The sequence below is a fragment of the Ochrobactrum teleogrylli genome (genome assembly GCF_006376685.1).
Lineage (GTDB): Bacteria > Pseudomonadota > Alphaproteobacteria > Rhizobiales > Rhizobiaceae > Brucella > Brucella teleogrylli.
Genome location: NZ_VEWL01000018.1, coordinates 33,382 through 47,609, shown reverse-complemented (window position 1 = coordinate 47,609; position 14,228 = coordinate 33,382). Strand labels below are relative to the sequence as shown.

Below are 14,228 nucleotides of genomic sequence, written 5' to 3'. Positions count from 1 at the left end.
GATGAGCCGGTTTTTCAGGGCAAAATCACACATTTCGTCACTTTCTACCTTAGCAGGTTTTTAGCAATGTCAAGCGCGCCTTGCCCCGGCCACGCCCGCCGCTTTGAATGCTTATCTGCTGCTTGGAGGCCGTCTGGAGACGGAGCATTCACAGCATCGAAGCCAACGGTCAGGCATAGCCCATCCACTGCGCACGGCATGGCCGCGACTACAGACACCTCAGCGGAAACTTCCACCTTGGCTAGGTCTCCGTGGCGCACGATCCGCATGGAAAGGTCCAGCTTCACGTCGGACGCCATGGCGACCATGGACTACTTTCCCATTTTGGTGATGAGGCTCTAAGATTTCAAGTGATGCTGGTGAGAATTTTCCCAACGGATACGAGACCTTACCCAATTAATATTTGATGTTGTAGAAAATGTTCTGCCGACCTTCATTAGAACTAGAATGTGCCTGTGCTGAATATCGGCATGTTTCCGCTTCAATCCCAATTAAGGAATTATTCATTTTAAAGCGATGATTGAAGCTTGCAGGATTGATGAGAGCAAGCTTTAGCTCCTCAATGTTGAATGCCTTGCTCGCTTCAATCAAATACTGCACGAATGCGGCTTCCGGACGCCAAGAGCAGCACCAGTGCAAGACCAAGAAGCGATGTGCGTCGTCATCATCTAATTCATCCTCGTAATCCGCAAAATAGTACACGGATTCGCCGAGTTGTTGTTCTAGCCTATTTGCGACGGGACGCATTTGTTCGCGCCAAGCCAAGAAAGCTCTCTCAGCGCGGCTGTGATCTGTATTGAATTCATGGTCAATCCATGGAGGGCCCGGCAGATACTGGATCATCGCCTTTGGCGGAGTTAACTTAGGCTGAGTTACAAGAGACCAAGGCTCATCATAATAATCCGGGCCTGAAAACATCTTAGCTTTTGTGGCTTCATCGTTCGCGCGATAAAGCAGCTTTAAAATCTCTGGTTCGACCAGCGCATTAGTTTCTAACCAGTCAATAAATGAAACAGCGGGAATTGCACCCGCTGCGTCTGGATTCGATGGATCGAAAAACTGCATCCATTTGCTTTCAGGGAAAGCCCTTTCCAATTCGTTATTGAGGGACTTTGATCTGCGAAGATGTAGCTCTTCGGCAAGCTGATGGTGTGCGTCCAACGACTGTAAAGCATCGGAAGGCCGGATATAAGGCACATTATCAAATGCTGGAGGCTCAAGTAGTTCGATGAAATGGTGCTCGAAACGGCCTTTATTATCGATTGCCGTTTCGATGAGGGCGATGGTTTGCGGTTGTAATGATGAAACCGGCAAAGCGCACATTAAAGCTTCGATATCGACCATATAATCAGCCAAATCATGTAATTAAGGAAAGGAGCTTGGTCGAAAGCATACAGGAAAATGCGGTTGAAGTGAAAGAAGATCATGCTGATGCTCCTTTGCCAACGCATTGTCTGGCCATGCCAGTTATCAGGCCGATCTGTTCTGAGGTGAGTTGTGAGACCAATTCGAAGAGCTCATTGGCTTCTCGGTTCTGCACAGCGTTGCGAAGGGTGCTCAGTTCAGCCAACTGATCCGCAATATCGAGCTTTCCGTAATACTGATCTGTCGTTGCCATATTCTCGTGCCCGAGATTTTGGCTCCATGCTTTTCTCTGTTTTGTATTTTTGCAAAGGTCATCTCCCATCAGCGCAAGCGTTTTGCGCAAAGCGTGTGGGTTAAAATATGGAAGCTCGACGGTATTGCATGCACGTTTGATTATCTTACGCACGGTGCCCTGATCCATGAGTGGAAGTGTTTCATCAGGTCGAGCTTTATGACGAATTGGATCCATCGCTCGCGGAAATAGCGGGGCTGATTTATTCGATGTGCCGTCGTGAAGTTCTTTTGCCCAGCTTGTGAAAATGTCCTCGATTTCCTCACCGACTGGAAACCATGCTGTATGCATGGTTTTTGCGTTCTTGGTTTTGACGATGCGCGCATTTTGGAAAATACTGCGGTTCTCCAAATTGATGTGTCGCAGTTGAAGGCTCAGGGCTGCACTGATGCGCGTGCCGCTGAGCAGCAAGAATGCGAGCAAAGCCCGATCTCGCCTTTGGATAAAATTCTCATGTGGCATGGCCAAAACGATGGCGAGAACCTGTTCATGCGTTGGAACAAAGCCGTCCTTCCCGGGTGCATCTGCCAAAGCTTGAAGATTACGCGACGGGGAGCAATATTTGCTCAATCCTGATGCCACCATCTTAATGTCTGCGTGGGCTTCCAACCAATCGTAGAACTTCTTGAGATCAAGTAGCGTGTGAACAACGGTTGACGGCGAGCGCTGGTCGGATGTGCTCAGCGATAACTTTGCTTCCAGATGTTCCTTGAAAGCAATAATTGTATCGCAGGTGATCGCAGAATAAGCTTGGTGGTTAGTGAACGCATCAAACTGAGCGACGTGACGAAGCGTAGCGATTACGGTTTTCTCGCGAAGGCCTTCGGCTTGTTTCAGATAAATTTGAAAGTCGCGTCTTAGGGCAATATTGCCGTTATTTTTTGTTTCGACAGTGACGTTCGCAGGAAGCGCAGTTTTAGAGCTGAGTCGAGCAACATAATAGTCGTCTTTCTCAGTTCTGTTTTTTGGATCAGTAACGAGCTTGATATGCTCAGTTTCCTTATGAGAGACGTATTTAAATGCGTCTTTTCCGGTATTTGGGCATTCCACTATCAAGCTAGCTTGATCAGTCTCATTCTGTTCAATCCGATAGAAATCAGCCTTAGCCAGATGCACTTGCTTGCAGTGTACGCAAAAGACCTCACCCAAGCCCAATGGACGGGACTTATTTCGTTTGTACCAGTTCTGAAAATTATTGAGATCCTGACCAAGGTACAGATCAGTAACGCTTCTTGTCGCTGGCAGCCCAAGTTGCTTCCATGCGGTCAGGGTGTTCGGCGTAATACCATAAAGCCCTAAGACTTCTCGGGTCGTATAAATTAAATGAGATTTTGCCGCTATATGACTATGGCGACGCGTATTCCGGGCATTTTTTGGGTTGGAGGTCATCTTAGGCCTCCAGATTACGGTTTTCGAACGCCAAAAGGTCTGACATGCGCCAACGCGACGTACCCGGACGAATGATGTGAGGTTTAGGAAAAGCCTCGTCTTCCTTTGCCCAGCGCCAAATTGTGGGGACGCTATTCGAATAGCGGTGCGCAACTTCTTTAACGGACAGGTATTTTTCGTCTTCGGTGGAAGGAGCAATATATCCGTTGGGAACTGGTGCGTGCTTCTTCGCAGGCTTTGCTACATCGCGTTTTTCAGGACGAACGCTTTCAGGGATCGATGGGCGGCCCTTAAGGTCGGCATAAGTCTGTTTGCCGAAAGAATGGACATTATCTGAAGAAGGTTCTTTTTGGGTGTTTTGGGAGACTGGGAAAGCATTGGGCTTAACATCCAGATCCTGCGCATCTTTTTCAGTTTCGATAAACGAAAGCTGGCCATCCATAGTCATGATATACCCCAACCTACCGCTTAAGCGATAGGTTTCAGATTGGAGCACGTCATGCGCAATGTTGATTTTTAAGCGATTCTAGGAATCAATCGCCACGAAGATCAAACTGAATTGAACAATCTCATTTGGCAAGCGGAATTTCCATCAGCGGGATCTGGTATAAAATTATGCCCTGATGGGCCCGTTGATGGGCTGATTGCAGGCGCAGTGTATTTTATAAAGAAAAAACAGTGACTTATGAATGCCGTATGGCGGAGAGGGTGGGATTCGAACCCACGGTGGAGTTACCCCCACGCCGCATTTCGAGTGCGGTACTTTCGACCACTCAGCCACCTCTCCGCATTGTGCAATCCGGTAAAGCGATCTATATAATCGCACCGTCAAACAGCATCAAAAGCGAATGCTAAGTGTGTAGCGGCTCAATAGCGGGCTGATTGCAATTAGACAAGACCTAATTTGCATTCTCTCGTGAAAATTCTTGACTTTTCCCACGTTCCGAACCTATAAGCACCAGACCTTAGGCGTGGGGCAATCCGCGCCTATTGTTTTGATTGATGATTTCCGGGTTTTCCGGGGCGGCAATCAAGGGGCGCAAGCCCTTCACTTAACCGACTGATAAAAAGACGGCCCATCACTTCGGCGCTAATGTCGTGGAAATGAGAGCCGGACCGAACAACCGAAAGGACAACAAATGTTCGCAGTCATCAAGACCGGTGGCAAGCAGTACCGCGTTGCCGCAAACGATCTGATCAAGGTCGAAAAAGTTGCTGGCGAAGCCGGTGACATCGTAGAATTCGCAGAAGTTCTGATGGTCGGCTCGACCATTGGCGCACCAGTCGTCGCAGGCGCTCTCGTGACCGCCGAAGTCGTCGAACAGGGCCGTGCCCGCAAGGTCATCGCGTTCAAGAAGCGTCGCCGTCAGAATTCGAAGCGCACCCGCGGTCATCGTCAGGAACTGACGACGATCCGTATCTCGGAGATCCTCACCGACGGCGCAAAGCCTTCCAAGAAGGCCGCTGAGAAAAAGGCTCCGAAGGCAGAAGCCGCTGAAGGCGAAGCCGCAAAGCCGAAGAAGGCAGCGCCTAAGAAGGCTGCAGCCAAGGCCGAAACGGCTGAGTAAGTAGAGAGATTAAAGGAGAACACCAATGGCACACAAAAAAGCTGGCGGTTCCTCGCGTAACGGTCGCGATTCAGAATCCAAACGCCTTGGCGTGAAGAAGTTTGGCGGCGAAGCTGTGCTCGCTGGCAACATCATCGTGCGTCAACGCGGCACGAAGTGGCATCCGGGCGCCAATGTTGGCCTCGGCAAGGACCACACGATTTTTGCAACCACGAACGGTTCCGTATCTTTCCGTACGAAAGCCAACGGCCGCACGTACGTATCGGTAAACCCGATCGCGGAAGCAGCAGAGTAAGCCGGGCCTCTTAAAACCACCGGCGTCCCATCGGACCCGGTGTATATGGCAGCCTAGCCAAAAGATCGAAGGGAAGATGGGACCACCATCTTCCCTTTTTGCATCTGGAGGACAGAAAAATGGTTGTCGACGTTTTAGAAGAAGATTGTTACGCAGAAAGCTGTACGAGCCGGGATGAGGGTTTTGCCGATCTCTCCCCCGGTCTGGCGGCTGATCTGGAGCCTGAGTTGGCTCCCGTTTTAGATTGCCCCGTCTTGGTCACCGAAAGGCTGGTTCTGCGCCCGCCGCATGTCGAAGACGTAGATGCCATTTCCTATCTTGCCAACAATCTCCGTGTTTCGGGCATGCTCACTCGCATGCCGCATCCATATACGCGTGAGAATGCCGTCGATTTTGTTGATCGCGTGCGAAAAGGCGAGATGGGCAATTGCATCTACGCCATTACACAAGCTGAGACCGGCATCTTTATGGGCTGTTGCGGCATCCATGCGAATAAACATGGCGACGGGCTGGAGATCGGCTATTGGCTGGGCGAACCCTATTGGGGGCATGGCTTTGCAACTGAGGCCGCTCATTCGCTGATTGATCTGGTGTTCCGAGCAACGGCGGTCAACCGGCTGCATATTTCCTGCCGGGCGACCAACAACGGATCGCGCCGTGTGATTCACAAGTGCGGCTTCCAGTTCAGCAGCATGGGCATGTCGGATACGCTTGCCGCCGGAAACGTTCCGGTCGAACGCTATGTTCTCGACCGGCGCACCTGGATCGGCCTGAGAAGCTGGCAGTCATAAGATAATGAGGCCCTGCGGCCTTGTCCGCAGGGTCCGCAATTATCGGAGAGCGAAATGAATGATAAACATGGAAGCGCGCCAGAAAAGATCGTGCTGCGCGCCCTGGATAAGGGCGATCTGCATCGCTATCGCGCCATCAGACTGAGCGCACTGAGCCGCGCGCCACTGGCCTTTGGTTCGAGTTTTGAGGAAGAAAATGCCTATTCCGACAGCGTGTTTGCGCGCCGTCTGGAACAGGTGAATGGCAATATCATCTTCGGTGCTTTCGACGGTGAAAATCTGCTGGGAACGGCAGGCGTGTTTCGTCATGAACGCAAGTCCGAACGTCATCGCGGAACGCTCTGGGGCGTCTATGTGGCGCCGGAAGCGCGTGGACTGGAACTGGGCAAGGCTCTGGTTCAAAAAGTTATCGAACATGCTGCGGCGCATGTCATCGTTCTCGACGCCAAGGTGGTGGCGACGAACGAACCGGCAAAGCGGATTTATGAGGCGCTCGGCTTCAAGACCTATGGGACTGAGCCGAAGTCGCTTTTTGTGCAGGGGCAGTATCTCGATCAGGAACTGCTCTATATCGACTTCAGCGATCCGGTCTGGAAAGACAAAATCGGATGAAATCCGGCTACTGCAACTGTTTGCAGGAAACGGGTTTTGCTGTAATTGCAATTTGGCTCGCGCAATAGGTTGCGCGGGCCCGGGTTTAAGGCGTGAATGCGCCGCAAGAGGTAAGGTTCAATGAAATTTCTCGATCAGGCCAAGATCTATATCCGCTCCGGCGACGGCGGGGCAGGGGCCGTATCGTTTCGCCGCGAGAAATTTCTTGAATTCGGCGGTCCCGATGGCGGCGACGGCGGCCGGGGCGGTAATGTCTGGGTTGAAGGCGTGGACGGTCTCAACACGCTGATCGATTATCGCTATCAGCAGCATTTTCGGGCCAAGACCGGCATGCATGGCATGGGCCGCAACATGACCGGCGGCAAGGGTGACGATGTCGTTCTCAAAGTCCCGGTCGGAACGCAGGTTTTTGAAGAAGATGATGAAACGCTGATCTGCGATATCACCGAAGTCGGCCAGCGCTATCGTCTGGCCAAGGGCGGTAATGGCGGTTTCGGCAATCTGCATTTCACGACCTCGACCAATCGCGCGCCGCGCCGCGCCAATCCCGGACAGGAAGGCATCGAGCGCACCATCTGGCTGCGTCTGAAGCTGATCGCCGATGCCGGTCTGGTCGGTCTGCCCAATGCAGGCAAATCCACCTTCCTGGCCAGTGTGACAGCAGCCAAGCCGAAGATTGCGGACTATCCATTTACCACGCTTCACCCAAATCTTGGTGTTGCGCGCGTGGATGCACGTGAATTCGTGATCGCGGATATTCCGGGTCTGATCGAAGGCGCCAGCGAAGGCGTGGGCCTTGGCGACCGTTTCCTCGGCCATGTCGAGCGCACACGGGTTCTGTTGCATCTGGTGTCGGCGCAGGAAGAAGACGTGGCAAAGGCCTATAAGGTCATTCGCGGCGAGCTTGAAGCCTATGAACATGGTCTCGCTGACAAGACGGAAATCGTCGCGCTGTCGCAGATCGATACGCTCGATCCCGATGCGCGCAAGGCCAAGGCCAAGGCGCTGAAGAAAGCCTGCGGGCGCGATCCGCTGCTGCTTTCCGCTGTCAGCCATGAAGGCCTGAACGATGCGCTCCGCCAGCTTGGGGCTGTTATCGATGCAAGTCGCGCACAGGAAGCCGGAACGGCGCAAGTCGAAGAATAAGGCTGAATGCGGCGAGAGGAATGAGAGCATGCTGAAGCAATTGAAAGACTATCGCCGCATTGTTGTAAAAATTGGTTCCGCCCTTCTGGTGGATCGCGCCAAGGGGCTGAAGCGCGACTGGCTGGAAAGCCTGGGACAGGACATTGCCGCCCTCCATCACGCAGGCGTCGAGGTGCTGGTGGTGTCGTCGGGCGCGATCGCGCTGGGGCGCACCGTGCTTGGCCTGCCGAAGAAAGCGCTGAAGCTTGAAGAAAGTCAGGCCGCAGCCGCTGCCGGTCAGATCGCGCTCGCCAAGGCCTATGCCGACGTGCTCGGCGGCCATGGCATCAAGTCGGGCCAGATTCTGGTGACGCTTTCCGATACTGAAGAGCGTCGCCGCTATCTCAATGCGCGCGCGACCATCGAGACGCTTTTGAAGCTGAAGGCCGTGCCGGTCATCAATGAGAACGACACCGTGGCGACGACAGAAATTCGCTATGGCGACAATGACCGTCTGGCCGCTCGCGTGGCGACCATGATGGGCGCGGATCTTCTGATCCTGCTTTCCGACATTGACGGGCTTTATACGGCGCCGCCACACAAGAACCCGGATGCCGCGTTTTTGCCGCTGGTGGAAACCATCACGCCGCAGATCGAGGCGATGGCTGGTGCAGCTGCTTCCGAACTGTCGCGCGGCGGCATGAAGACCAAGCTTGACGCGGGCAAGATCGCCAATGCCGCTGGAACGGCGATGATCATCACCTCGGGTATCCGCATGGGGCCGCTTTCGGCGATTGATCGCGGTGAGCGTGCGACTTTGTTTGAAGCTGCCCGCGCGCCGGTCAACGCCTGGAAGACCTGGATTTCCGGCAATCTGGAACCGGCAGGCCGTCTGTCCGTGGATGCAGGTGCCGCGAAGGCGCTGAAATCGGGCAAGTCGCTTTTGCCTGCGGGGGTGAAGGAAGTGAGCGGCCAGTTCGAACGTGGTGACACGGTTGCCGTGCTAAACGAGGACGGTCGCGAGATTGCGCGGGGGCTCATTGCTTATGACGCCGAGGATGCACGCAAGATTGCCGGACATAAAAGCGATGAGATCAGCACCATTCTTGGCTATGATGCCCGGGCGGCTATGATCCATCGCAATGATCTCGTGGTGCGCGGCGCAGCCGTGGCTGCCGAGACCGAAAATGCCTGAACACTGAAAGGCGGGGAGAGGATGCTGAATAAAGTGGAAGCTGGAAGCGACATAGCCGCGATCATGGCCGAAGTGGGCCGCAAGGCGAAAGCCGCCGCAGCACCACTGGCGATTGCGGGTGCGGAACAGAAGAACAAGGCGCTTCTGGCCGCAGCCGACGCCATTCTCCAAAGCCGTGACGTCATTCTCGACGCCAACAAGCTTGATCTGGCCAATGCCGCCGAGAGCGGAATGGCCGCTTCCTTCGTGGATCGCCTGACGCTGGACGACAAGCGCATTGAGGCGATCGCGGAGGGCATCCGCGCCATTGCAGCATTGCCTGACCCGGTTGGCGCGGTTATTGCCGAATGGGATCGTCCCAACGGTCTGCATATCGAGCGTGTGCGCACACCGCTCGGCGTTATCGGCGTCATTTATGAAAGCCGCCCCAATGTGACGGCGGATGCGGGCGCGCTCTGCCTCAAGGCTGGCAATGCGGTGATCCTGCGCGGTGGTTCGGATTCGGCCCATTCGTCAGCGGCTATTCACAAAGCCCTGGTGGCGGGACTTGAAGCGGGCGGCCTGCCTGCCGATGCCATCCAGATCGTGCCGGTGACGGATCGCGCGGCGGTCGGTGAAATGCTGAAGGGCCTCGACGGCGCTATCGATGTGATCGTCCCACGCGGCGGCAAAAGCCTCGTCGCGCGCGTTCAGTCGGAAGCGCGGGTGCCGGTTTTTGCGCATCTGGAAGGCATCTGCCATCTTTATGTAGACAAAACCGCCCAACTCCACATGGCGCGCAAGATCGCGGTCAATGCCAAGATGCGGCGCACGGGCATTTGTGGATCAGCGGAAACGTTGCTGGTGGATCGCGCCGTCGCTTCGACGCATCTGGTGCCGATCCTTGAGGATCTGGCCGCCAAGGGCTGCGAAATTCGTGGCAGCGAAGAGGTGAGGGCGCTCTATCCGGCAGCGATGGCGGCGACGGAGGAAGACTGGGCCACCGAATATCTGGACGCGATCATTTCCGTGGCGCTTGTGGATGGTGTCGATGGCGCAATCCGGCATATCAATCGCTATTCCTCGCATCATACCGAAGCCATCGTCGCCGAGGATGCGGAAGCGGTTGCGCGGTTCTTCAACGAAATCGACTCGGCCATTTTGCTGCACAATGCCTCGACCCAATTTGCCGACGGCGGCGAGTTCGGCATGGGTGCGGAAATCGGCATCGCCACGGGCAAGATGCATGCGCGTGGCCCGGTGGGTGTCGAGCAGCTCACCTCGTTCAAATATCGCGTTCGCGGCAACGGGCAGATTCGAAGCTGATGCGCTTTGGCTTCGGTCTTTCCGCATTGAAGGAACAATATCCCGATGTGGGTGCGCATTATCTGCGCATGCCGCATGCCGAAAAAGGCATGGCGGTCGGCCTGTTTGGCGGTTCGTTCAATCCCCCGCATGGGGGGCACGCGCTGGTCGCGGAGATCGCCATCCGGCGGCTGAAGCTCGACCAGCTCTGGTGGATGGTAACGCCCGGTAATCCGTTGAAAGACCGTCGCGAATTGGCGCCATTGGCGGAAAGGTTGCGGTGGAGCGAGGAAATCGCCAGCGATCCGCGCATCAAGGTGACGGCGCTCGAAGCTGCCTTCAACGTGCGCTATACCGCCGATACGCTGGCCCTGATCCGCGACGCCAACCCGGGTGTGCATTTCGTCTGGGTGATGGGCGCCGATAATCTGGCTTCCTTCCATCGCTGGCAGCGCTGGCGCGAGATCGCCAATAATTTCCCGATTGCGGTGATCGACCGTCCCGGCTCGACGCTGGCTTACCTGTCGTCGCGCATGGCGCAGACTTTTTCGCATAGCCGTCTGGACGAGCAATATGCGCCGACGCTGGCGCGCCGCACACCACCGGCCTGGACCTTCATCCATGGGCCGCGTTCTTCGCTTTCATCAAGCGCCATTCGCAAGTCGGGTACACGATCTTGATGGTTTCGTGACTGTCTCAACAAGATATGCGCAAAAAAGAACAAAATATTGAAAAAGTGAACGGCCCTGTAAGGTCCTGACTCTTGAAACAAAACAGGGACTCTGCCTATCTTAGCTATGTGCGGTGCTTTTAACTGCCGTAGCAGCTTGTTCTTGTTAGAAAGGCAATACACTGAGAACAGCACTTGAGAAGAAGGCTCACCACGCGCCTTCACCGGTCAGGATGAACGAGACAGATCTCGTGTCCCAGACCTTCGACGCGGCCTTGGCCAGTCTCGAAAACTCCAAGGCAGAATCCATCATCCCCATCGACATTCGCGGAAGATCAACGATAGGCGATTATATGATCGTCGCGTCGGGCCGTTCGCACCGTCATGTGACGGCTGTGGCCGACCATCTTTTGCAGGCGCTGCATCAAGCGGGCTGCAAGAATCTGCGGGTCGAAGGGCTAGAAAGTGGCGATTGGGTTTTGATCGACACGGGCGATATCATCGTGCACATCTTCCGACCGGAAGTCCGTGACTTCTACAATATCGAGAAGATATGGCTCGATGACGATTTCGACGACGAACGCGCGTTGGGAACCGTCCATTGACCTGTCGTCTGCTGCGACCCGGCAGGCTTTAACTCCTGCCATATTGAGGGCGCGATGCGTGTGAGTGTTTATGCCGTGGGCCGGATGAAAGCCGGCCCCGAACGGGAGTTGGTCGAGCGCTATTTCGACCGTTTTTCCAAAGCTGGCCCGCCTTTGGGGCTGGAATTCGCCGGTGTGAGCGAAATCCCGGAAAGTCGTGGCCAGACCGTTGATTTGCGCAAGGCCGAGGAAGCGCAACGCATCCATGAAGCGCTGGATAATGGCGCGGCTCTTATTCTTCTCGACGAACGCGGCAAGGCGCTGGGTTCCGAAGCCTTTGCCGAGCGCATCGGGCGCATGCGTGATGATGGCAAGCGGCAGCTGATCGTCGCCATCGGCGGTCCAGATGGGCACGACCCGGCATTACGGTCGCGCGCCGATCTGGTTCTGGCGCTGGGCGAATTGACCTGGCCCCACCAGATTGCCCGCATTCTGATTGCCGAACAGCTATATCGCGCTGCAACCATTCTGGCTGGCCATCCTTATCATCGGTCGTGATAATCTTTGTTTCTTTGCTAAAGCGTTTCTTCTTGGGATTGCACTCTGCAACCAGAAGCGTGTAATGGTCTTACGCTTTTGTTTTTATTAGAATATTCTGAAATGCACGAGGAAATGAGTAAGCCTACCGTCATCACGCTCTCGACCATTCCGCCCCGGTTTCACCTTTTAAAGCCAACGCTGCTGTCGCTTCTGTCACAAAGGCTGAAGGCGGCGGAAGTTCGGCTTTATATACCGCACACATACAGGCGCTTTCCCGATTGGGATGGGCGGTTGCCGGAAGTGCCCGCGGGCATAACGATCGTCCGCTGTGACGAAGATCTCGGCCCTGCGACCAAGGTTTTACCGGCTGCCCGTGATCTCAAGGGGCGGGACGTGGATATCCTGTTCTGCGACGACGACAAGATTTACGATGCCGACTGGCACCGGCGCTTCAAGACGGAAGCTGAGCGCAAGCCGGGTCATTGCATTGTTGAAGTCGGTGAAACATTTCCCGACATTGCGGATGCAGGCAGGCCTGCCGACCGGCTTCCGCGCAGTCGCTGGAGGGTCAAGGACGGCAAATACAGAATGAAGCGCATTGCTTCGCTGTTTTTGCACAAGCCGGACCTGAGCACGCCGGGCTATGTGGATCAGATTTCCGGCTTCGCTGGCGTTCTCGTTCATCCCGATTGGTTCGATGAATTGTTCTACGATATTCCCGACATCATGTGGACCGTGGATGATCCCTGGATTTCCGGCCATCTGGAAAGACGCGGCATTCCCATCTGGATGATCGGTGAAAACAGCCGCCGCGCCGAGGGTAAGGGAAGCAGCGTGAGCGCGCTGCTGAACCATGTCGAAGACGGACAGGATCGCGTGGATGCGGACCTGCTGGTGATCGATTATTTCCGGCAGCAATACGGCATCTGGCAAAAAACCGAAACGGTTGACGAAAAGGCGAGCCATCGCACGGCTTCCATGCGCGAAATGATGCGGCGCAGAAAAGTCGAGCTTGGATTGATGGCTGCTTGATGTCGTTCTGGAAGCGAACTCTTTTTTGCTAATCAGGGTTTGCGATCATCGGGCTTATGGTTGATGTTTCGTTAACGGTATCGGGATAGGTTGGTCCCGATACCGTTTTCGGCTCTGAATTTGGCCTTGTTTCGTCCCGATAGAACACGCATGAGTCCTGTACATCTTCTCAGCAAGCCCCGGCTGCTCGCCTTTATGCGGGTGGGCTTTTTTGCGACCTTCACTGTTATTGGCGCGGTTGGGTATCCGCTTTCCGGCATTGCGCAGGATGCCTTGCAGCAGCAGCGCGATCAGGCGGCAGGCGAATATGAGCAACTGACTGGCGAACTGACTGTGACAGGAGACAAGCTCAAGCAGCTGGAAAGCGAGGTTGCGAGCCTCAAGAAGGATCAGGACACGATCACCGCCGCCTTGATCCAGTCGGCCAAGACCGACAAGAAGTTACAGCAGGACATTGCCGATATTGCCGAAAAGCTGGTCTCCCTGCACGAGCAGGAGGCCGGTATTCGCACATCGTTGCGGGCGCGGCGCGGGGTGCTGGCCGAAGTGCTGGCCGCTTTGCAGCGTATGGGGCTCAATCCACCGCCTGCCATTCTGGTCCGGCCCGACGATGCGCTTGCATCGGTGCGCAGCGCCGTGCTGCTTGGCGCGGTGGTGCCGGAAATGCGCGGTCAGGTGGAAGAGTTGACCGGCGATTTGAAGGATATGCAGACGGTCACCGCCTCCATCACGCAGGAGCGCGAAAAGTTGCAACAGACCCGCACCACGCAGGCTGAGGAGCAAAAGCGCCAGTCGCTTTTGCTTGAAGAAAAGAAAAAGCTGCAGGCGCAGTCGGAACAGGAAATGGAAGCGCAGCGCAAGCGCTCGGCAGAACTGGCGGCGAAGGCGGGCAGCCTCAAGGAACTGATCGATACGCTTGACAAGCAGATGGCGGGCGTGCGTGACGCCGCCGATGCGGCGCGCAAGGCGGAAGCCGAGCGTCTGGCGTCGGCGCGGGAGCGCGCAGGCGAGGCAACGCCCGATGACAATCACCTGCGTGCGCAGACGAATTTCGCTTCGCTACAGGGAAAACTGGTTTTGCCGGCGGCGGGCAAAACTGCACGCCGCTTCGGCGACAAGGACGGTGCTGGCGGCGCGATGATGGGGCAGGTGCTGGAAACCTTGCCTTCTGCCACGATTACGTCACCTTCCGATGGCGTTGTACTTTATGCGGGACCGTTCAGATCTTACGGGCAACTCTTGATCCTCGATGCTGGCAATGGATATCATATCGTGATGGCAGGCATGGGGCGAATCGATGTGGCGCAAGGCCAGTTTGTACTGGCGGGCGAGCCGGTCGCGGCGATGGGCGATAAACTTCTCGCGAGTGTTGCGCCGATAGAGGTGGGCAATGGTGCGCCGTTGCTTTACATTGAGTTTCGAAAAGATGGAAAACCCGTCGATCCGGCCCCATGGTGGACCGAGCGGCTTTCTGGAAGGACGTAAA

Annotated in this window: 15 protein-coding genes and 1 tRNA gene; 12 read left to right on the top strand and 4 right to left on the bottom strand. The window is 55.4% G+C overall.

The features are described 5' to 3' along the window. Window positions 1-396: 396 nt before the first annotated feature. The 4 genes from FIC94_RS20425 to FIC94_RS20410 form a co-directional block, all read right to left on the bottom strand. A complete protein-coding gene (locus FIC94_RS20425) occupies window positions 397-1,344 on the bottom strand; it encodes a hypothetical protein (protein WP_140026217.1) in 948 nt (315 codons plus the stop codon). Window positions 1,345-1,423: 79 nt separating this feature from the next. Further along, window positions 1,424-3,046 (bottom strand): tyrosine-type recombinase/integrase, encoded by a 1,623-nt coding sequence (locus FIC94_RS20420; protein WP_140026216.1) that lies wholly within the window; start codon window positions 3,044-3,046, stop codon window positions 1,424-1,426. Between the two features lies 1 nt (window position 3,047). Beyond that, window positions 3,048-3,494 carry a helix-turn-helix transcriptional regulator gene (locus tag FIC94_RS22585; RefSeq protein WP_210237313.1) on the bottom strand — a complete coding sequence of 149 codons (447 nt, stop codon included), beginning with the start codon at window positions 3,492-3,494 and terminating at the stop codon, window positions 3,048-3,050. A 249-nt stretch (window positions 3,495-3,743) separates the two neighbouring features. After that, a tRNA-Ser gene (locus tag FIC94_RS20410) sits at window positions 3,744-3,833 on the bottom strand. A 352-nt stretch (window positions 3,834-4,185) separates the two neighbouring features. Here FIC94_RS20410 and rplU point away from each other — a divergent pair. The 12 genes from rplU (at window position 4,186) to FIC94_RS20350 (ending at window position 14,227) form a co-directional block, all read left to right on the top strand. Beyond that, the gene (gene rplU, locus FIC94_RS20405; protein WP_109369861.1) at window positions 4,186-4,614 is read left to right on the top strand and encodes a 50S ribosomal protein L21; all 429 of its coding nucleotides are present in this window, start codon (window positions 4,186-4,188) and stop codon (window positions 4,612-4,614) included. A gap of 25 nt (window positions 4,615-4,639) precedes the next feature. After that, window positions 4,640-4,909, top strand: a complete 270-nt coding sequence (gene rpmA / locus FIC94_RS20400) for a 50S ribosomal protein L27 (RefSeq protein ID WP_109369860.1) — start codon at window positions 4,640-4,642, stop codon at window positions 4,907-4,909. Between the two features lie 119 nt (window positions 4,910-5,028). Then, window positions 5,029-5,700, top strand: a complete 672-nt coding sequence (locus tag FIC94_RS20395) for a GNAT family N-acetyltransferase (RefSeq protein ID WP_140026215.1) — start codon at window positions 5,029-5,031, stop codon at window positions 5,698-5,700. 54 nt (window positions 5,701-5,754) lie between these two features. Then, complete coding sequence (locus FIC94_RS20390; RefSeq protein ID WP_121538697.1) at window positions 5,755-6,312, top strand: GNAT family N-acetyltransferase; 558 nt, start codon at window positions 5,755-5,757, stop codon at window positions 6,310-6,312. Between the two features lie 120 nt (window positions 6,313-6,432). Further along, window positions 6,433-7,458 carry a GTPase ObgE gene (obgE, locus tag FIC94_RS20385; protein ID WP_140026214.1) on the top strand — a complete coding sequence of 342 codons (1,026 nt, stop codon included), beginning with the start codon at window positions 6,433-6,435 and terminating at the stop codon, window positions 7,456-7,458. A 28-nt stretch (window positions 7,459-7,486) separates the two neighbouring features. Beyond that, window positions 7,487-8,632, top strand: coding sequence for a glutamate 5-kinase (proB, locus tag FIC94_RS20380; RefSeq protein WP_121538693.1), 1,146 nt, complete (start codon window positions 7,487-7,489; stop codon window positions 8,630-8,632). Window positions 8,633-8,653: 21 nt separating this feature from the next. Further along, on the top strand, window positions 8,654-9,937 hold the full coding sequence (locus tag FIC94_RS20375) for a glutamate-5-semialdehyde dehydrogenase (RefSeq protein WP_140026213.1): 1,284 nt from the start codon (window positions 8,654-8,656) through the stop codon (window positions 9,935-9,937). Then, the gene (locus FIC94_RS20370; protein WP_109369854.1) at window positions 9,937-10,596 is read left to right on the top strand and encodes a nicotinate-nucleotide adenylyltransferase; all 660 of its coding nucleotides are present in this window, start codon (window positions 9,937-9,939) and stop codon (window positions 10,594-10,596) included. The genes FIC94_RS20375 and FIC94_RS20370 overlap by 1 nt, the downstream gene beginning before the upstream one ends. Window positions 10,597-10,819: 223 nt before the next feature. Then, entirely contained in the window at window positions 10,820-11,191 is a 372-nt protein-coding gene (gene rsfS / locus FIC94_RS20365) for a ribosome silencing factor (RefSeq protein ID WP_109369853.1), read from the top strand. A gap of 54 nt (window positions 11,192-11,245) precedes the next feature. Further along, window positions 11,246-11,728: a 23S rRNA (pseudouridine(1915)-N(3))-methyltransferase RlmH gene (gene rlmH, locus FIC94_RS20360; protein ID WP_109369852.1), complete on the top strand. Its 483-nt coding sequence runs from the start codon at window positions 11,246-11,248 to the stop codon at window positions 11,726-11,728. Between the two features lie 114 nt (window positions 11,729-11,842). Beyond that, on the top strand, window positions 11,843-12,742 hold the full coding sequence (locus FIC94_RS20355; RefSeq protein WP_140026212.1) for a glycosyltransferase family 2 protein: 900 nt from the start codon (window positions 11,843-11,845) through the stop codon (window positions 12,740-12,742). A gap of 150 nt (window positions 12,743-12,892) precedes the next feature. Then, entirely contained in the window at window positions 12,893-14,227 is a 1,335-nt protein-coding gene (locus tag FIC94_RS20350; RefSeq protein ID WP_140026211.1) for a murein hydrolase activator EnvC family protein, read from the top strand. Window position 14,228 lies beyond the last annotated feature (1 nt).